This is a genomic window from Caballeronia sp. dw_276, from assembly GCF_018449635.1.
Lineage (GTDB): Bacteria > Pseudomonadota > Gammaproteobacteria > Burkholderiales > Burkholderiaceae > Caballeronia.
The window spans coordinates 428,582-445,935 of the sequence record NZ_JAAVUV010000003.1 but is presented as its reverse complement, the minus strand read 5'-3'; the positions used below and the strand labels follow the sequence as shown (position 1 = coordinate 445,935).

At 61.4% G+C, this 17,354-nt stretch carries 15 protein-coding genes and 1 tRNA gene; 6 read left to right on the top strand and 10 right to left on the bottom strand.

Going from position 1 to position 17,354, the window contains the following annotated elements; translation table 11 throughout:
* Nucleotides 1–14: 14 nt before the first annotated feature.
* The 3 genes from xdhA to HB633_RS07870 all read right to left on the bottom strand — a co-directional run bounded on the left by xdhA (nucleotide 15) and on the right by HB633_RS07870 (nucleotide 3,841).
* Nucleotides 15–1,517 (bottom strand): xanthine dehydrogenase small subunit, encoded by a 1,503-nt coding sequence (gene xdhA / locus HB633_RS07880; RefSeq protein WP_213777538.1) that lies wholly within the window; start codon nucleotides 1,515–1,517, stop codon nucleotides 15–17.
* A 320-nt stretch (nucleotides 1,518–1,837) separates the two neighbouring features.
* Entirely contained in the window at nucleotides 1,838–2,347 is a 510-nt protein-coding gene (locus HB633_RS07875) for a disulfide bond formation protein B (RefSeq protein WP_213777703.1), read from the bottom strand.
* Between the two features lie 117 nt (nucleotides 2,348–2,464).
* On the bottom strand, nucleotides 2,465–3,841 hold the full coding sequence (locus HB633_RS07870; RefSeq protein ID WP_213777537.1) for an amidase: 1,377 nt from the start codon (nucleotides 3,839–3,841) through the stop codon (nucleotides 2,465–2,467).
* Between the two features lie 521 nt (nucleotides 3,842–4,362).
* Between HB633_RS07870 and HB633_RS07860 the strand changes: the two genes are divergently transcribed.
* Complete coding sequence (locus tag HB633_RS07860; RefSeq protein WP_213777535.1) at nucleotides 4,363–4,824, top strand: DUF2442 domain-containing protein; 462 nt, start codon at nucleotides 4,363–4,365, stop codon at nucleotides 4,822–4,824.
* A 37-nt stretch (nucleotides 4,825–4,861) separates the two neighbouring features.
* On the opposite strand, the gene HB633_RS07855 is transcribed toward HB633_RS07860, so the two are convergent.
* The 3 genes from HB633_RS07855 to hemN all read right to left on the bottom strand — a co-directional run bounded on the left by HB633_RS07855 (nucleotide 4,862) and on the right by hemN (nucleotide 10,726).
* The gene (locus HB633_RS07855; protein WP_213777534.1) at nucleotides 4,862–8,035 is read right to left on the bottom strand and encodes an efflux RND transporter permease subunit; all 3,174 of its coding nucleotides are present in this window, start codon (nucleotides 8,033–8,035) and stop codon (nucleotides 4,862–4,864) included.
* Nucleotides 8,036–8,047: 12 nt separating this feature from the next.
* Nucleotides 8,048–9,232, bottom strand: coding sequence for an efflux RND transporter periplasmic adaptor subunit (locus HB633_RS07850; protein WP_213777533.1), 1,185 nt, complete (start codon nucleotides 9,230–9,232; stop codon nucleotides 8,048–8,050).
* A gap of 120 nt (nucleotides 9,233–9,352) precedes the next feature.
* Nucleotides 9,353–10,726 carry an oxygen-independent coproporphyrinogen III oxidase gene (gene hemN / locus HB633_RS07845; protein WP_213777532.1) on the bottom strand — a complete coding sequence of 458 codons (1,374 nt, stop codon included), beginning with the start codon at nucleotides 10,724–10,726 and terminating at the stop codon, nucleotides 9,353–9,355.
* A 126-nt stretch (nucleotides 10,727–10,852) separates the two neighbouring features.
* On the opposite strand from hemN, the gene HB633_RS07840 reads away from it, so the two are divergent.
* The 3 genes from HB633_RS07840 to HB633_RS07830 all read left to right on the top strand — a co-directional run bounded on the left by HB633_RS07840 (nucleotide 10,853) and on the right by HB633_RS07830 (nucleotide 12,710).
* Nucleotides 10,853–11,158 (top strand): YkgJ family cysteine cluster protein, encoded by a 306-nt coding sequence (locus HB633_RS07840; RefSeq protein ID WP_213777531.1) that lies wholly within the window; start codon nucleotides 10,853–10,855, stop codon nucleotides 11,156–11,158.
* Nucleotides 11,159–11,196: 38 nt separating this feature from the next.
* Nucleotides 11,197–11,796: a DUF1439 domain-containing protein gene (locus HB633_RS07835; protein WP_213777530.1), complete on the top strand. Its 600-nt coding sequence runs from the start codon at nucleotides 11,197–11,199 to the stop codon at nucleotides 11,794–11,796.
* Between the two features lie 80 nt (nucleotides 11,797–11,876).
* Nucleotides 11,877–12,710 (top strand): undecaprenyl-diphosphate phosphatase, encoded by an 834-nt coding sequence (locus tag HB633_RS07830; protein ID WP_213777529.1) that lies wholly within the window; start codon nucleotides 11,877–11,879, stop codon nucleotides 12,708–12,710.
* 82 nt (nucleotides 12,711–12,792) lie between these two features.
* Here HB633_RS07830 and trmB read toward each other — a convergent pair whose 3' ends face one another.
* The 4 genes from trmB to HB633_RS07810 form a co-directional block, all read right to left on the bottom strand.
* Complete coding sequence (trmB, locus tag HB633_RS07825; RefSeq protein ID WP_213777528.1) at nucleotides 12,793–13,548, bottom strand: tRNA (guanosine(46)-N7)-methyltransferase TrmB; 756 nt, start codon at nucleotides 13,546–13,548, stop codon at nucleotides 12,793–12,795.
* 116 nt (nucleotides 13,549–13,664) lie between these two features.
* A tRNA-Gly gene (locus HB633_RS07820) sits at nucleotides 13,665–13,739 on the bottom strand.
* A gap of 62 nt (nucleotides 13,740–13,801) precedes the next feature.
* Nucleotides 13,802–14,374, bottom strand: coding sequence for a YggT family protein (locus HB633_RS07815; protein WP_056352069.1), 573 nt, complete (start codon nucleotides 14,372–14,374; stop codon nucleotides 13,802–13,804).
* A gap of 103 nt (nucleotides 14,375–14,477) precedes the next feature.
* Nucleotides 14,478–14,798: an EthD family reductase gene (locus HB633_RS07810; protein ID WP_213777527.1), complete on the bottom strand. Its 321-nt coding sequence runs from the start codon at nucleotides 14,796–14,798 to the stop codon at nucleotides 14,478–14,480.
* A 1,081-nt stretch (nucleotides 14,799–15,879) separates the two neighbouring features.
* On the opposite strand from HB633_RS07810, the gene HB633_RS07805 reads away from it, so the two are divergent.
* Complete coding sequence (locus tag HB633_RS07805) at nucleotides 15,880–16,203, top strand: hypothetical protein (RefSeq protein ID WP_213777526.1); 324 nt, start codon at nucleotides 15,880–15,882, stop codon at nucleotides 16,201–16,203.
* Nucleotides 16,204–16,383: 180 nt separating this feature from the next.
* On the top strand, nucleotides 16,384–17,349 hold the full coding sequence (locus HB633_RS07800; protein WP_213777525.1) for a threo-3-hydroxy-L-aspartate ammonia-lyase: 966 nt from the start codon (nucleotides 16,384–16,386) through the stop codon (nucleotides 17,347–17,349).
* Nucleotides 17,350–17,354 lie beyond the last annotated feature (5 nt).

Below are 17,354 nucleotides of genomic sequence, written 5' to 3'. Positions count from 1 at the left end.
TGTGAAAGATCCGCTTATTGCGTGTCGAACGCGAAGGCGTTGACGTCGTGGAGTGCGAGCGGCTCGTTCTCGTGCGTTTCCAGGAAGAAACGCCACAGCACGTTGCGCGCCACTTTGCTTCTGTAGGCGCTCGACGCGCGCATGTCGGTGAGCGGCTGGAAATCGACGTCCAGCGCGAGCATGGCGGCCTGCACGTTCGCCTCGTTCCATTCCTGGTTCACGAGAACAGCCTCGGCATTCGATGCCCGCTTCGGCGTCGCCGCCATGCCGCCGAACGCGAAACGCGCGGCGGTGACACGGGTTCCATCGAGTGTCACGGCGAACGCCGCGCACACGGCCGATATGTCCGAGTCGTAGCGCTTCGAGACCTTGTACGTGCGGAAACGCAAATTCGCCGATGCCAGCGGCACGCGAATCCCCGCCACGAACTCGCCCGGTTCCAGCGCTGATTTCTGGTAGCCGAGGTAGAACTTGTCGAGCGGCATCGAGCGGGTTTTCGTCGAGCGTTGCAGCACGATTTCGGCATCGAGCGCGATCAGCGCGGGCATGGAATCGCCGATGGGCGAACCATTCGCCACGTTCCCGCCGAGCGTGCCAGCGTTGCGGATCGGCCGCGACGCAAAGCGCGTCCACAATTCCGCGAGTTCGGGATAAATGGACGCGAGCGCGCCATAAGCATCTTCCAGCGACGCCGCTGCGCCAACCGTGAGCCATTGCGCGTCGCGGGTAATGGACTTCAGCTCGGCCACGTTGCCAATGAAGAGGATATCGCCGAGATTGCGGAATTGCTTGGTGATCCACAAGCCGATGTCCGTGCTCCCGGCAAGAATCCGGGCGTCCGGATGTTCGGCGCGCAGCCGGGCAAACTCCGCAAGCGTCACCGGCGCGAAAAACGTCGGACGGCCGAACGCGGCGCCGCGTGCGTCGGGCGCGGTGTATTCGAGCGTGTCCGTGCGCTGTACGGATTCGAGCTGCTCTTTCAGCTTCTCGCGATCGAGCGCCACGCGCGGGTATTCGAACATTTTCTGCGATGCATCCACGATCGGCCGATACCCCGTGCAGCGGCAGAGATTGCCGGAGAGCGCGGCGTTGATTTCATCGCGGGTGGGCAAACCGGCGTCGCTGGGCTGGTTCTGGTAGAGCGCCCACATCGACATCACGAATCCCGGCGTGCAGAAACCGCATTGGGAACCGTGGCAGTCGACCATGGCCTGCTGGACCGGATGCAGCGTGCCGTCGTTCGCGCGCATGTCTTCGACCGTGAAAAGCGCGCGGCCATCGAGCGTCGGCATGAACTGGATGCAGGCGTTGACGGCCTTGAGTTGCGGGTGCCCTTCGCCATCCAGCTCGCCGATAACGACCGTGCACGCGCCGCAGTCGCCTTCGGCGCAGCCTTCCTTGGTGCCGGTGCATTGGTCATGCTCGCGCAAATGCTGGAGCACGGTGCGGGTAGCGGGTACGTCGTGCACTTCGCGGATTGCGCCGTGCTGAAAAAACCGGATGGTTTGCGTTGTCATATAGAAGTCCGAGACATTGCGGATCAGGCGCGCGTTACGCGAAATCGGCGCCGGGCAACAAAAATCGCCGGCCGAAAGAGCGCACGTGGATCGCCATCCAGAAAATAAGATATCACCGCAATATCTTGAAAAGATTCCGATGAGCGTATCCAGATTATGCGAAGAGACGAATGAGGGCGGAAAGCGCGGGTGGGCGCGTTTTGAGGCGGAACGGAAGACAGGCGCAGGATTTGGGGCGCGACGGCCCGGATTCCGCGTTTTGAGAGGGGCAGGAGGTGGTTGGTTCGGCGAAGGCCTGATGCCATCGCCGAATCTGTTTATCAGCCGCGCAGCTTACGTTTGGACCACAAACTTCCGGCGACCGCCAAGAACATCACGGTGAATGCGATCAGGCCCCACTGCGGAAGCGAAAGTCCAAGAATGGGCGGATAGGGCGTTTCGCACAGTCCAGCGACCTTGAATACTTGTGGCAGCCACTGCGCGGGCGGAAGGGAATCCACGAGGGGCTGCAGCGCGTCGAAACCGCAACTGAAACCCGGATGCGCCTGAACGTAGACGTGCCGCGCCGAAGCAACCATGCCGCCCAACGCCGAAAGCACGACGAGCACCTCGAGCAGCGCGATCCCGCGCCAGCCCCTGAACGACGCGCCAAGCAGCGCAAACACCGCGATCAACACGAAGAAATAACGCTGGATGATGCACAACGGGCAAGGGTCTTCACCTTTCACGAACTGCAGATACAGCGCCCCGCCAACCAGACCGAGGCTTACCAGCGCAAGCAGGACCAACAAGCGTCGTTCGCGGCGAATCACGCGATCGTCCCCGTGCATGGTGAAGTGATTCAAGGAGTTATTCATATTTCCGACTTGTTCGAGAAAAAAGCACCTGAAATTGCGTATCCAGCGACGGAATTCTATCGCGTTGCTTTTGTGTGGTTTATTACCGGTTTATCGGGTGGTCTCAAGCACGGCTTCGACCGCACGGCCGATCGCAAGCAACGCGTCGTCGCCAAACGGCGCACCCGCCAGCATCAGTCCGACCGGAGCTTCGCCGCGCGGATGGCAAGGCAACGACAATGCGCAACTATCGAGGAAATTGAAGGCCGACGGATTGCGCAAGATCAGCGCATTGATCCGGCCGAAGGTTTCATCGTCGTGTTCCAGGTCGGCCACGCGCGGCGGCACGACCGGCACGGTCGGGCACACGATTGCATCAAACCGTTGCCAGAGCGTGCGCGCCTGTTCGATCATCGCGGCGCGCGCCTGCAAGAGGTCGAGATAGTCGGCAGCGGTCGCCGGCGCGCCTTTCACAATTCGCGCGCGGACGCGGGGGTCGTATTGATCGGCATGCGCCGCGAGCAACGGCCGGTGCCACGCGTACGCTTCCATGGACGCGAAGCTGAAGCGGCTGATCTCGCCCATGCGGTCGAGCGGGCCGAATCGCACGTCCTCGACCAGCGCGCCTGCCGCCGATAAATGCCCGATGGCGGCCGAATACGCGCTTGCGACGGTCTCGTCGACGTCGTCCATCACGAAGTTGGTCAGCACGCCGAGGCGCACGCCATCGAGCGGCCGGGTTGCAGGCACCACGGCGTCGCGGCCGGCCAGGATCCGGTCGACCAGGGCGCAACACGCCACCGACAGCCCGATCGGCCCGAACGAATCAAGCGTTGTGGATAAAGGCACGCCGCCTTGCGTAGGCACGCGCGCGGCGGTGGGCTTGAAGCCGGTCAGCCCGCAGAGCGCGGCCGGGATGCGAATCGAGCCGCCGGTGTCCGTGCCGAGCGCAATCGCCGCCATGCCGTCGGCGACCGACGCCGCCGCCCCTGAAGATGAGCCGCCGGCGATACGTTCGTCGCCTGGAACATCGCTTCGATACGGCGAGCGCGGCGTTCCGTAGTGCGGGTTCAGCCCCAGTCCGGAAAACGCGAATTCGCTCATGTTGGTGCGCCCGACGATCACGCCGCCCGCGCGCCGCAGCCGCGCGACGGCAACGGCGTCGGCCTTGGCGGGGGGCGCGCCGGCCAGCACCCGGGAGCCCGCACGCGTGACCTGGCCTTCGATATCGAACAGATCCTTGATCGACACCGGTATGCCCGCGAGCGGCGACAGGACAGTGCCGGCCCGGCGCAGCGCGTCATGCGCGTCGGCGGCGGCGCGGGCGCTGTCGGCATCGACATGGATGAATGCGGTCGCGCCCTGGCCTGAAGGATCCGCAATGCGCTCGAGCGCCTGTTCGACGAGCGTCCGGCTAGTGGTCTTGCCGTCGCGAAGGGCTGCGGCGAGCTGCGCGAGTGGAGCGAATTGCGGCGAAGTGATGGGCATGTTCGACAAGGATCGGTGACGTGGACGGGGCATGCAGCGGGGGCGGCGCGCGGGAGGTCGGCCGTGCCCGAAAGTGGCTGTCATTCTATGCCAGCCGGATGCTCCGGGTAATGATTACTCAGTGGAAAAGCTCGCGTTAGCCATCTGGCTGATAGCGGCGGCGGGGCTTCGTCCATAAGCTTGGGTTTCCGCCTGCTGCGATTGCCCGCATGCAGAAAACAACGATACAGGTAAAAACCCAAGCGATTGGGTTTACTTGCGCGCTCCCAACGGATAGAGTGAACACATGCCAACGATTTTTCGCATCGGCGCTGCCCGCGTCGTGATTTATTTGAACGACCATTTGCCGGCCCACGTTCATGTGCTGGATGGAAATCAACACGCGGTTTTCAACTTGCAGTGTCCGCATGGACCGCCGGCGCTGCTCAAAAACCACGGTTTTTCACATGCTGCTGCAAATATCTTCGCCCGCCGGATGCAGAACGTGGTCGGCTCGCTGTGCACTGAATGGAAGACACTTCATGACTGCTTTAGTTGAAATCACCGAACGCCAGATGCGCGAAGCCGAAGAGCGCGCGCGCAAGCACGTTGCGGAAAATCCTGTCGCGCTTTCGGCAACGTTCCTTCCGGAAGACGGCCGGCTCTCAATCGAGTTGTCGAACGGTGCATCGTTCGCCATTCCGGCGCGCTTGATCCAGGGTCTGGAAAACGCGTCGAACGAAGAGCTCGGTGAAATCGAGATCACCGCTTCGGGTACGGGCCTCTATTTTCCCGCCGTCGACGCCGATATTCTCGTGCTTCCGCTTCTCGCGGGCGTGCTTGGGTCGCGTTCATTCATGGCCAGGCGGATGGGCAAGGCGGGTGGCGCGAGCCGCAGTGCTTCAAAGGCGGAAGCAGCGCGAGTCAACGGCGCTCGCGGTGGGCGGCCCCGCAAGGTCGCCGCGCAAGGCGACAAAGACGGCGCGGTCCGGGCGAAAAAATAGCCTTGGGCCCATGCGACCGGTTCTCATTGCGTGGACGTCAGAGCGGTCCCATGTCCGTTGCGGGCTTTGCCTTGTTGCGCCATTTCCGCGATGCCCACGCGCCAAAGTCATCCAGCACCGTATAGACCACTGGCACGACCACCAGCGTCAACAAAGACGACGTAATCACGCCGCCAATCACGGTCTGCCCGAGTGGACCGCGTTGCTCGCCGCCTTCGCCCAGGCCGAGTGCGAGCGGCAGCATGCCGAAGATCATCGCGAGCGTGGTCATCAGAATAGGCCGCAGACGCACGCGCGCGGCTTCGAGCAGTGCGTCGCTGCGGGACATGGCGTGACCCTGGCCGGATGCATCGAGCAAGGTTCCACGCCGCGCCTGATTCGCGAAATCGATCAGCAAAATTGCGTTCTTTGTCACAAGCCCCATCAGCATGATGAAGCCGATGATCGAAAACATGTTGAGCGTGCTGCCGAACAGCAGCAACGCGGCCAGCACGCCAATCAGCGTAAGCGGCAAGGACGCCATGATCGCAAGCGGCTGCAGGAAGCTGCCGAATTGCGACGCAAGAATCATGTAGATGAAGATCACGGCCAGCGCCAGGGCCTGGACGGCGTAGATGAACGATTCGTTCATGCTCTTCGTGGAGCCGCCGAAGCGGTATCGGTAGCCGGCTGGGAGGTGCATGTCGTCGAGCGTCTTCTTGACGTCGGCGGCGACTTCGCCTGGCGAGCGGCCGGTAACGTTGGCCGAGATCTCCACTTCCCGCGACAAATCCCGCCGGCTGATCACATCGGGCCCCGCAGTTTCAGTGATCGCAGCGACCTGGCGCAGCGGCACGAGCAGGGGCGCGCCGTTGGCGTCGGTGCGGCTGGTGGCGATCATCAGTTTGGACAGGTCGTCAACGTTGCGCCTTTCAGCCGATGGCAATCGAACACTGACGTCGTAATCCTGATCGTCGGGCGCGCGCCATGTGCTGATGGCGTCGCCCGAGAGCAGGGGGCGCAGCGCCTGACCGACTTCGGCCACGCCAACGCCCAGGTCCGAGGCGAGTTCGCGGCGGATATCGATGGCGACAATCGGCTTGTCGTCCTTCAGGCTTGCGTCCAGATCCACGAGGCCGGGGATTTTCGCAAGGCGTTTCTGGGCCTCGGCTGAAAGACGGCGCAACTCGTCAAGGTTGTCGCCCTGAAGGCTGAACTGAACGGCCTTGTTCGATCCCGCGCCGTCGGACATGCCGATCTCGGTCACGGTAATCCCGGCAATGCTCTTCAGCCGTTCACGAAAGACCTGGTTCAACTCCTGCACGCCACGCGTACGATCGCGCCGTTCCTTCAAATGCACGGTGATCAATGCGTTGTTCTTGCCCTGCGCGTTGCCGGAGTTGATGGTGGCGTAGCTGTAGCGGACCTCCGGGTATTGTGTGAGCACGGTTTCGACTTGGCGGACCTTGTCGGCGGTGGCTTCCAGCGACGTCCCCACCGGCGTGTTCAAGCCGATCTGCGTGGTGGAGAAATCGGCGTTCGGCACGAACTCGGTTCCAATCAGCGGCACGAGAAAAAGGCTGCCGATAAAAGTTGCGGCCGCGACCACCAGGGTCGCCACGCGATGCCTGAGCGACCATCCGAGCAGCCGCTGATAAAACCGTGCAAGCCGCTCCACGCCGTGTTCGAAGTACGCAAGAAAGCGCGCCAGATATTTCGTGCCGCGAACATGCAGCGCGGGATCGGGCCATATCGATGAAAGCATCGGGTCGAGCGTAAACGACACGAACATCGATATCAGCACGGCAGCCGCCACCGTCACGCCGAACTGATGAAAGAAGCGCCCGATGATCCCGCTCATGAACCCGACCGGCAGGAACACGGCGACGATGGAGAATGTTGTCGCCAGCACGGCGAGCGCGATTTCCTTCGTGCCGTCGAGCGCGGCGGTGCGATGATCCGCGCCAAGCTGAACGTGCCGCACGATGTTCTCGCGCACGACGATTGCGTCGTCGATCAGCAACCCCACGCACAGCGAGAGCGCCATCAGCGTGATCACGTTGATGGTGAATCCGGCCATGTACATGAACGCAAATGTGCCGATCAACGCAATCGGCAGCGTCAGCCCGGTGATCACGGTGCTGCGCCACGAGCCGAGGAACAGGAACACGATCGCAATGGTCAATAGCGCGCCTTCCAGCAACGTGCCCTTGACCTCGCTCACGCTGTTTTCGATCTCGCGGGAAGAATCGTCGGTGATATCGAGTTTTACGCCCGGCGGCAGGGATTTTTGCAACGCTGCGACTTCGGCGCGAATGCCGTGCGCCACATCGACGGTATTCTCGCCCTGCGCCTTGATCACCGATAAAAACAGCGCCCGGTTGCCATTGAGTAACGCCATGCTGTCGGGCTCTTCCTGCCCGTCGACCACTTGCGCGACCTGGTCGAGGGTGACCGCATGGCCCGCATTCGAGGCTCCCCGCCGTGCAACGATGATCCGTTTGAAGTCATCGGGCGTCTGGAAACGGCCCTTCACCTGCACGGTCTGCTCGATTCCCGCCGACGTCAGCGGCCCAGCCGGAATCTCCTGATTCTCGTTCTGCACGGCGCGAATCACCTGATCGACGCCAACTGAAAGTGCTTGCAGCCGGTCGGGACTGACATCGATACGAACCTGCCGCTTCACGCCGCCCACAATGCTCACCGATCCCACGCCGCGCACCGTTTCCAGGCGCTTTCGCACGATCTGATCAGCGGTGGTCGTGAGATCGCGCGTGCTCAGCAATGAACCCGGTGCGTTTGAGACGGCAACTGTGACGATAGGCATATCGGCCGGGTCGTAGCGCAGCACGCGCGGTTCCTTCACGCCGTCGCGCAGGTCGGGGCGGATCAGCGCCACCTTGTCGCGCACGTCCTGCGCTGCCTGCATCACGTTCACCGACAGGTCGAACTGGACGATCACCACCGACAACGCGTCGTACGAATGCGACGAGATTTCGTCGATACCGCTGATCGTGTTGACCGCTTCCTCGACTTTGCGCGTGACGTCGGACTCGACCGATTCCGGCGATGCACCCGGATACGCCGTCTGCACGACGACCACGGGAAAGGTGATATCGGGAAACTGATCGACCTTCAGGCGCTGATACGAGAACAGGCCGATCACGAGAAACGCCGCCATCATCATGGCGGCGAAAACCGGATTGTTGATACTGATTCGCGTGAACCACATGGCGCGGCTCCGCTATTTAGAAGTGCCGGGCGACGAAGCCGCGGCGCCTGTGTCCGAACCAACCAGCCGCACTTTGCTGCCGATACGCAACGCCCCCAGGTTGTTCTTCACGACCTGCTGGCCTTCCTTGAGCGGTGAATCCACGAGTTCGGTCCAGCTCGAGCCGTCGGCTTCGCCGGTCCCGCCTGTCGTGACCGGGACTTCAACGAGCTTGCCACCGGTGATGGCGTAGACGCTATGGCGCGGACCGTCCGTGCGAACCGACGTCGCCGGCACGACCACGGCGCTCGCCGTGCTGCCGACTATTACGTTGCCGGTTCCGAACATCCCCACGCGCAAGGTCGACTGCGGATTTGTCACGCGCACATAAATCATGATCGAGCGCGAGCCGGCTTGCGCCGCCGGGTTGATGCGCGTGACCGTGGCGCTGACGGGAGAATCGATGCCATCGAACCGAATGCGTACCGGCTGGTCAACCCGCACCCGTCCGATCTCGCCCACGGGCACGGGCGCTTCGAGTTCGAGCTGGGTCAGATCGACGACATCGAAGAGTTTTGCGTCCACGGCCACATGCTCGCCCGGTTCCACGTTACGCGATGCAATCTGGCCGCCGAACGGCGCGCGCACGATGGTATCCGCCACCGACAAATTCGACGACGACAACGCCGCGCGCGCTGCTGCCAGATTCGCGGCGGCGATGGCGTACTGGCTTTGGGCGGTATCGAAGGCGTTCTTCGAGATGAAGCCTTTCTCAACGAGCACGCGATTGTTTTCCAGCGTCTGTTTCGCGATATCCAGTTGACCCGCCATTGCTGCCATTTGTCCGCGCGACTGGTCGGCGCGGGCCGCGTAGTCGCGGGCATCGATCGTGGTCAGGATTTGTCCGGCCTTGACCGTGTCGCCTTCTCGGGCTCGTACTTCGAGCGCCGAACCCGCGACCTTCGCCTTCACGGCCGCTTGCGTGACCGCGCGCAGCGACCCGGTGAGCGGCAGCGTTTCGGACAGCGTATGACGCGTGACGGCGGTGAGATCGTCCGGCGTGAATTCGATGACTGCCTCATCGGCCGGCGAGGAAGGCGCTGAAGCCTGCGCCCCGGCCGCTGCGCGTTTTTTAAGCGAATGGACCACGCCGATCGCCAGCAAAACAACGACGACGATAATCGCAACGACGCTGGCCCGTTTTCTAGATAAATGCATTGCCTGCCTGTGGAACGTGGAGCACGCCGCACGATAGCGCGTTTCACGGCGACGGGCGGCAAAGTTGCCAAAGGTATCGCGAGGAGGCGGGCGCTGCAAGGGCAGCGGGGTAAGGACGGATCAGATGGTTCTTGAAAAGCGCTGGGGCGCGGTTTTCCCGAGATACCGGTCGAAGATCATCGCCACGTTGCGCACCAGCATGCGTCCGTCGGCGAGGACGTTGATGCCGCTGGTCGTCACTTCGATCAGCCCGTCCGCCACGAGCGGTTCCAGCCGTTCCAGTTCGCTCGCGAACGCGGCTGGAAAGCGGATGCCATATACCGCCTCGATGGCGTCGAAGCGCAGCGAAAATTGACACATCAGTTGAGCAATGACGTCGCGCCGCATGCGGTCGTCAGCGGTGAGACGCACGCCGCGCGTGATTGCCAGCTCGCCCCGGTCGATAGCCTCGCCAAAACCCGCCATGTCCTTCGCGTTTTGCGCGTAGACGTCGCCGACTTTGCTTATCGATGAAACCCCGAGGCCGATCAAATCGCAATCTGCCTGCGTGCTGTAGCCCTGGAAGTTGCGTTGAAGCGTCCCCGCGCGCTGGGCGATCGCGAGCTCGTCTGTGGGAAGCGCGAAGTGATCCATCCCGATATACACGTAACCCGCCCCGGTCAGCTTCTCGATAACCCGTTCGAGAATCGCGAGACGCACGGCGGGCGAGGGTAGCGCGCTTGCATCGATATGCCGCTGCATCTTGAAAAGGCTCGGCATATGCGCGTAGCCGAATACGGACAAACGATCCGGCGCGAGTTCGATGATCGTGTCGAGCGTGCGGCTGAAACTCTCCACGCTCTGATGCGGCAAACCGTAAATCAGGTCGACGCTGACCGACTTGTAGCCTTCGGCCCGCGCCGCCGACATCACCGCTTCGGTCATCTCGAACGGCTGCACGCGATTGACTGCGTGTTGCACGCGCAAGTCGAAATCCTGCACGCCGAAACTCAGCCGGTTGAAGCCCAGTTCGCGCAACAGATGGATGGTATCCGCCGACGCCTCACGCGGATCGATCTCGATGGAATACTCGGCCTGCGCGTCGGGAAGCAGCATGAACGACTCGCTGGTTGCGACCATCAACTCGGTCATTTCATCGTGCGATAAAAACGTCGGCGTGCCACCGCCCCAATGCAATTGCGAGATGGGGCGGGTTGTATCGAAGCAGGCGGCCTGCAATGCAAGTTCACGTTTTAGCCGGTCAAGATATGGCCTTGCGTGCGCGCGATTTTTTGTCGCAATCTTGTTGCAACCGCAATAGAAACAAACTGTGTCGCAGAAGGGAATATGGAAGTACAGCGAAAGATCCGCCGATGCCGCGCCGGGGTCTGCCGCCGCCCGTTTGTAATGGTCGCGATCAAAGGATTCGGTGAACTGAACGGCGGTTGGATAGGACGTGTAGCGCGGCCCGGCCGCATCGTATTTCGTGAGCAGATCGGGGCGAAAGAGGGACATTGCTGACAGACCGAGAATAGATCGTCCGAGTCTAGCCTACGAATTTCCACGATTCTTGCGTGATAACGCCGCAGCGGCCAAGTGGCACAATGCCGGGTTACCGGTATTGAAAAAGTCGCGCTATTCATGGACGTTGTCCCCGATCACAACAGGTTTGTCCACGCGTGCCGCGAAGCGTGCGGCGCGTGCTGCATCGCGCCGTCCATCTCGAGCGCCATTCCCGGCATGCCCAACGGCAAGCCGGCGGGCGTACGCTGCGTGCAGCTTGGCGACGATCTGCGTTGCGCAATTTTCGGCGATCCGCGCAGACCTTCTTGCTGCTCGGGCCTTCAGCCATCGGAGCAAATGTGCGGATCTTCCCGCGACTTCGCACTCGCCTGGCTCACGCAACTCGAAATCGATACACAACCCGAGCAACCCGAGCGCATCTGAACGGTCGAATGCTCATTCAAGTCACTGGAGAAACACGCATGACTCAAGCCGTCGCGCCGAAACGGCGCCGGTTCCTGCTCGCGGCCGTCGGCGGCGCGGGCGCTGTGGCGCTGGGAACTCAACTCATTGATCCGGCACGCGCCGCATCCATCTTCCCGTTCATCCCCGATCACTACACATTCAGCCGCGCCGAAGTTCAGGACGCGGTGCAGCGCAAATTCCCGCTGCAGCGCACGGCATCGCAGATTTTCGATGTGACGCTGGCCAATCCGCTGGTCGGTCTCGCGCCGGATCGTAACCGCATTACCGTGCGCGTCGATGCACGTCTCGCGACGCCGTTCATGCCGAATCCGGTGACCGGCGTGTTCACGCTATCCAGCCAACTGGCCTACGACGCAGCCAGCCATTCGGTCATCCTGATGTCGCCGACGGTCGACGACAGCCAGGTTACCGGCGACGCCGCGCAGTACAACCAGCAGATCAACGCAGCCGGCGCGGTCATCGCGACGCAGTTTCTGGATCGTTACCCCATCTACACATTCAAGTCCGAACAATTACAGTTTGCCGGAGTTAATTACGAACCCGGTACAATCACCGTCCTTACAAACGGCATACGCGTGCAGATCGTCGAAAAGTAACTTTTTTCGATGAATCCGCGCCAGCGGCATGCCGGAACGACCGGCCGGCAACGGCCGACCAATGGCAAAAGGGCGGAGCGATGGACGGGATTCTGTTTTGCAAGGCGCTGATTCTGGGCGTGGTGGAAGGTTTGACCGAGTTTTTGCCGGTATCGAGTACGGGGCATTTGATCGTTGCCGGCAGTTTGCTGAACTTCACGAACGCCCAGGCGAAGACATTCGACGTCGTGATCCAGTTCGGGGCGATCCTCGCCATCGTTTGGGAATACCGGCGCAAGATCGGGTCGGTCGTGGCGGGCCTTCCTACGCAACCCAGCGCGCGCCGGTTCACGCTGAACGTGATCATCGCGACCATTCCGGCCATCGTGCTCGGGCTTTTGCTCGAAAAGCACATCAAGGCGGTGTTGTTTGCGCCGGTGCCGGTTTCGGTGGCGCTGATCGTCGGGGGGCTGGTGATCCTGTGGGCGGAGGCGCGCAACCGCGACAGGAATGTGGCGCCACGCGTGACGTCGGTCGAAGACCTGACTTATTCCGATGCGCTGAAGGTCGGGCTTGCCCAGTGTTTCGCGCTGATTCCGGGCACCTCGCGTTCGGGATCGACGATTATCGGCGGGATGTTGTTCGGGCTTGAGCGCAAGGTTGCGACCGAGTTCTCGTTCTTCCTCGCGATCCCGATTATTTTCGGCGCCACGATCTATGAGCTTGCGAAGGACTGGAAGTCGCTGACGGTGGATTCGCTTGGCCTCTTCCTGGTCGGGCTCGTGGCGGCGTTCATCAGCGCGTTCATTTGTATCCGATGGCTGCTGCGCTACGTCGCCACGCACGATTTCACGGCGTTCGCCTGGTATCGGATCGGATTCGGGTTGCTGATCCTGATTGTCGGCTACAGCGGCGGGTTGAGCTGGGCTGAGTAAGTCTTCGCCGCCAATGCATGTGAAACAGGCCGATCCAACGTGAGCTGGATCGGCCTGTTTCGTTTTTCAGCGATGCGTCTTATCAGCGGCGTTTGAATACCAGATCCCACACGCCATGACCAAGCTTCAACCCGCGACGTTCGAATTTCGTCACTGGCCGATAATCCGGACGCGGGGCATAACCGGCATCGGATGTGTTTTCGAGCGCCATTTCCGCCGATAACACTTCAAGCATCTGCTCGGCGTAGTTCTGCCAGTCTGTCGCGAGATGCAAATATCCGCCCGGCTTCAGCCGTGACACCAGCAACGCGACGAACGTCGGCTGGATCAGGCGGCGCTTATGGTGACGCGCCTTGTGCCAAGGATCGGGGAAATAAATGTGAACGCCGTCGAGGCTTTCCGCCGCTATCATTTGCTCAAGCACCTCCACGGCGTCGTGCTGAACGATCCGAATGTTCTCGAGACTTTGTTCGCCAATCAATTTCAACAGCGCGCCCACACCAGGCTCGTGCACTTCGACACCGAGAAAATCGTCATTGGGACGCGCCGTGGCAATTTCCGCCGTTGTCGCACCCATGCCAAAGCCGATTTCGAGCACGCGCGGTGCTTTTCGGCCGAAGGTCGCGTCCCAGTCGAGCGGACGCGGCGCGAACGGCACGACGAAACGCGGGCCGAAGTCATCGAGCGCGCGCCGTTGTCCTGTCGATACCCGCCCGGCACGCGTCACGAAACTGCGGATGCGGCGGTGCGGACGGCCGTCAGAAGCGTGCTCGCCTTCGGTTGCACCGTCGTTGGCCGCTTCGGCGTCGTCGTGGTCTGGGGTGGGATCGTGGATCATCGGTAAGGACGGATTCGGTGGTTGGGCGAAGTCAAAGCAGCGGGGAACGCGGGATACGATCAGGCCGCATCAAATCAAAAAGCCGCCTACGAGGGCGGCTTTTTGCACATCAAAACTGGAGCGGGCGATGGGAATCGAACCCACGTCTGTAGCTTGGGAAGCTACGGTAATGGCCATTATACGACGCCCGCAGAGACGGCGATTTTACGCGGAACGGCCGGGTTCCCGCAACCTCGGCGCCTTGTGAAGCATTTCAGACGCCGAACGTGGTCATCGTCACGGCAAGGCGCGTCACGATCATCAGCAACACCTGCACGATCACGAACAGCAGGATGGGCGACAAATCGATGCCACCCATGCGCGGCAAGATACGCCGCAGCGGCTCCAGAAACGGCGCCGTCAGCTGATAAAGCAGCGGCATGGCCGGCGATTGCGGATTGAGCCATGACAGCAACGCCATCAGTATCGTCATCCAGATGATGAGATTGAGCGCCCATTTGATGACCGTGATCACCGCGACAAGCAACAGCGTGGGCAGCAGTACCGGCAGGCCTGCCGGATCAACCCCGGCCAGCAGCACCATGAGAATCAGGAACACGAGCGCGGCAATGAACGCCGCAATGATGCTCGCCAGATCGATGGACTTCGTGGCCGGCAAGATCTTGCGCAGCGGCAAGACGAGCCAGTTGGTCGCCTGCATTACGGCGTTCGATACCGGGTTGTAGGGAGGCATGCGGACAAACTGCATCCAGGCGCGCAGCAGCAGCGCGGCGCCGAATAGCGTAAAGACGGTGTTGAGTACAAAACGGGCGATCTCGCCGAACATCTCAAATCCTTTTCAAGGCAAAAGCGCGGCACTCGCGGCCGCACGGGGTGTCACGAGGGCAGTATAGAAGCGGCGCACAAGCGCCGCGTAACCGGTTCGCGGCTCAGCTGGTGGCGCGAATTTCGCTGATCTGCACTACCGGCGGATCGCCGTCGGTGTAGTTCGGCATGTCGTCCGAAAACGCTTTCATGTGCGGCGAGACGGCCGCCGTGAACGCATCGACGGAATCGAACAGCAGATGGCCCGCGCCCGCATACGTGGGCTTCGAACCGGGGGCGCCGCCGCCAATGCCGACATCGGCCGACCAGCCTTTCAGCGCCGCGCCCAGCAAGCCGGCAACCCATGGCATATGGTGCGAGCAGTAGTAATCGATGTCGAAGCGCGCATTCTCGCGATACGGATACAAAAAGCTGACCTTGATCATTGTTCTTTCTCGTAGCTGAATGGATTGGCGTCGAGGGCGGCCGGAGTTTCGGGCGTCCCCGACCAGCGTTCAACCAGGGCATTCGAACGGGTATTTTGCAGCATCGGTCCGGCACGCCTGCCGAATCCCCCGGCGGCTTTGCCACATTGGCGCACCGGGCATCACCATAGCATGGCTTGAGCGCGCCTTGGGGCGGTTGCCGTACGCCCGGGTAAGACACGCGTGAGCGACCGGACTGGTCGATTCCGGCCTCCATGCGTTCGCCGTCGCACCGATGGCGTCGTCCGAGAGGGTTAAAACTACAACAAGGGCATGCCGGCAGGGTTTTCGGATCGCGGATGCGCTACGGATCATGCCGGGACACGCTGCCAGACAAAGGGCACGGTCTTTGCTCAGAGGAAATGTAACGACTGAATTGGGCTAGGTGCAGTTCATTGCGAGCGCCGCTTTAACGCCGAGGGGCATAGCGATTTCGCCTATCAATTCATTTGTCAGTGCTGGATTCGCAACGTTCGGGGGTCACCATGAGTATCTTTGCTTATCGGAAACATCTTCGCTTTCTCAGTGAGACGCATCGGCGTCAGTGGTGGGATCAACGCAAAAGGCTGACGCCACGGGTTCGAATCAGCGGAGCGTACGTTCCGCCCAGCGTTACCCGCGAATTTGCCTATGTAAAAGTGGGTTGAGCAGCGTACTACCGCTTTACTGCATCGAGTTTTGGTCGCAAAAAAATACAGCCCCGTCCGATGGTTCTCCATCAGCGGGGTTTTGTTTTTTCCAGATTTGACAGTCAAATGTAATTATTCATTTCTTTGGTGACATTTGGAATAAACCTTCCATGCAAGGCGTAACTGGCAGCGATTCCGGCAAACCCTTAATATCGCTCGCTAAGCGGTTATAGCTATGCCGGATGACGCAAGCAGGCGCCTGAAAATCGTCGAAAAACATCCACGTTTAGGACTGTGCCAATTGCAATTTGCAACAAATGCTTAAGGTAGGTTTCAGGGTTTTTAGCTACATTGAATGCATGTCGTTGCGTTATCCCGTCATGTGCACGGGTCCCGCAGCGGGGAGAAGAAAAGTGAAAAAGTTAGTCCCGTATTTGGTTGCTGCAGCCCTCGGAGCAGGCTTTGCGAGCGCTGCCCAGGCTCACGTCTCAGTGGGTATCGGCATCGGGGTGCCGGCTTATCCGGTCTATGCCGCACCACCGCCGCCCGTGTATTACGCGCCGCCGCCCGCTCCGGTTTATTACGCTCCGCCGCCCGTGGTTTATGCGCCCCCTGCGGTGGTGGTTGGCGGTGGTTATTATGGCCGGCCGTATTGGGGTGGCTATCACGGCGGGTACGGTTACCGTGGCGGCTATCGCGGCGGATACGGCGGCGGCTATGGCGGATGGCGTCATTGATTGCCGGCTTGGCGAATCGAGCCAAGCCACTGTTTGATAGAAGCGGCGCAACACGGCTCGACCGGTTGCGCCGCTTTGGTTTTTAGCGGGGTTTTATCGAACAATGGCTATTCGGCCGGCTTTTCAGAGATGGCCGTCTGCTGGGACAATGGCGTTCCTCCCAACCGCCGCCTGATCCAGATGCCTATCCTTTCTGCCCCCACCTATGCCGACGTAACCGACGCCGCCGAGCGTATTGCCGGCGCCGCGCACCGCACGCCGGTCCTGACCTCGCGTACGGCCGACGCCCTCACTGGCGCCAGCCTGTTCTTCAAGTGCGAAAACTTCCAGCGCATGGGCGCATTCAAGTTTCGCGGCGCATTCAACGCGATCTCGCATTTCTCGGATTCCCAACGCAAGGCCGGCGTCCTGACCTATTCATCGGGTAATCACGCACAGGCAATTGCCTTGTCGGCACGAATCGCCGGCATCAAAGCGACCATCATCATGCCGGAGGACGCGCCCGCCGCAAAAATGGAAGCCACGCGCGGTTATGGCGGCGAGGTGATCACGTACGACCGGTACTCGGAGGATCGCGAGGCTATCGGCACGAAGATCGCCGAAGAGCGCGGCATGACGCTGATTCCACCTTACGACCATCCGCATGTGATTGCCGGGCAGGGGACGGTCGCGAAGGAGCTGATCGAAGAGACAGGGCCGCTGGATTATCTGTTCGTGTGTCTCGGCGGCGGCGGGTTGCTGGCCGGCTGCGCGTTGGCGGCGGCCGAACTCAGTCCGTCGTGCACGGTGATCGGCGTGGAACCGGAAGCGGGCAACGACGCCCAGCAGTCGCTTGCGCGCGGTGAGATCGTGCATATCGACGTGCCGCGCACCATTGCGGATGGCGCCGCGTCCACGCATGTCGGCGAATACAACTTTCCTATCCTGCAGCGTCTCGTGGACCGTGTCGTGACCGTGAGCGACGACCAGCTTGTCACCACCATGAAGTTCTTTGCCGAGCGCATGAAGATGGTCGTCGAGCCCACCGGATGCCTCGCCGCCGCAGCGGTGCTTCAGAACGTCGTGGCGGTGACTGGCAAGCGCGTGGGCGTGGTGATCAGCGGCGGCAACGTGGACATGGTCCGGTTCGCGGGTTTTATCGGCTGATACGG

What these genes read in the sequence shown, in the direction of transcription:
- HB633_RS07810 (WP_213777527.1), bottom strand. Translation starts at nt 14,798, where the DNA reads ATGATCAAGGTCAGCTTTTTGTATCCGTATCGCGAGAATGCGCGCTTC.
- hemN (WP_213777532.1), bottom strand. Translation starts at nt 10,726, where the DNA reads ATGTCCCTCTTTCGCCCCGATCTGCTCACGAAATACGATGCGGCCGGG.
- HB633_RS07855 (WP_213777534.1), bottom strand. Translation starts at nt 8,035, where the DNA reads ATGTGGTTCACGCGAATCAGTATCAACAATCCGGTTTTCGCCGCCATG.
- HB633_RS07850 (WP_213777533.1), bottom strand. Translation starts at nt 9,232, where the DNA reads ATGCATTTATCTAGAAAACGGGCCAGCGTCGTTGCGATTATCGTCGTC.
- HB633_RS07860 (WP_213777535.1), top strand. Translation starts at nt 4,363, where the DNA reads ATGACTGCTTTAGTTGAAATCACCGAACGCCAGATGCGCGAAGCCGAA.
- HB633_RS07840 (WP_213777531.1), top strand. Translation starts at nt 10,853, where the DNA reads ATGGACGTTGTCCCCGATCACAACAGGTTTGTCCACGCGTGCCGCGAA.
- xdhA (WP_213777538.1), bottom strand. Translation starts at nt 1,517, where the DNA reads ATGACAACGCAAACCATCCGGTTTTTTCAGCACGGCGCAATCCGCGAA.
- HB633_RS07835 (WP_213777530.1), top strand. Translation starts at nt 11,197, where the DNA reads ATGACTCAAGCCGTCGCGCCGAAACGGCGCCGGTTCCTGCTCGCGGCC.
- HB633_RS07830 (WP_213777529.1), top strand. Translation starts at nt 11,877, where the DNA reads ATGGACGGGATTCTGTTTTGCAAGGCGCTGATTCTGGGCGTGGTGGAA.
- HB633_RS07800 (WP_213777525.1), top strand. Translation starts at nt 16,384, where the DNA reads ATGCCTATCCTTTCTGCCCCCACCTATGCCGACGTAACCGACGCCGCC.
- trmB (WP_213777528.1), bottom strand. Translation starts at nt 13,548, where the DNA reads ATGATCCACGATCCCACCCCAGACCACGACGACGCCGAAGCGGCCAAC.
- HB633_RS07875 (WP_213777703.1), bottom strand. Translation starts at nt 2,347, where the DNA reads ATGCACGGGGACGATCGCGTGATTCGCCGCGAACGACGCTTGTTGGTC.
- HB633_RS07870 (WP_213777537.1), bottom strand. Translation starts at nt 3,841, where the DNA reads ATGCCCATCACTTCGCCGCAATTCGCTCCACTCGCGCAGCTCGCCGCA.
- HB633_RS07815 (WP_056352069.1), bottom strand. Translation starts at nt 14,374, where the DNA reads ATGTTCGGCGAGATCGCCCGTTTTGTACTCAACACCGTCTTTACGCTA.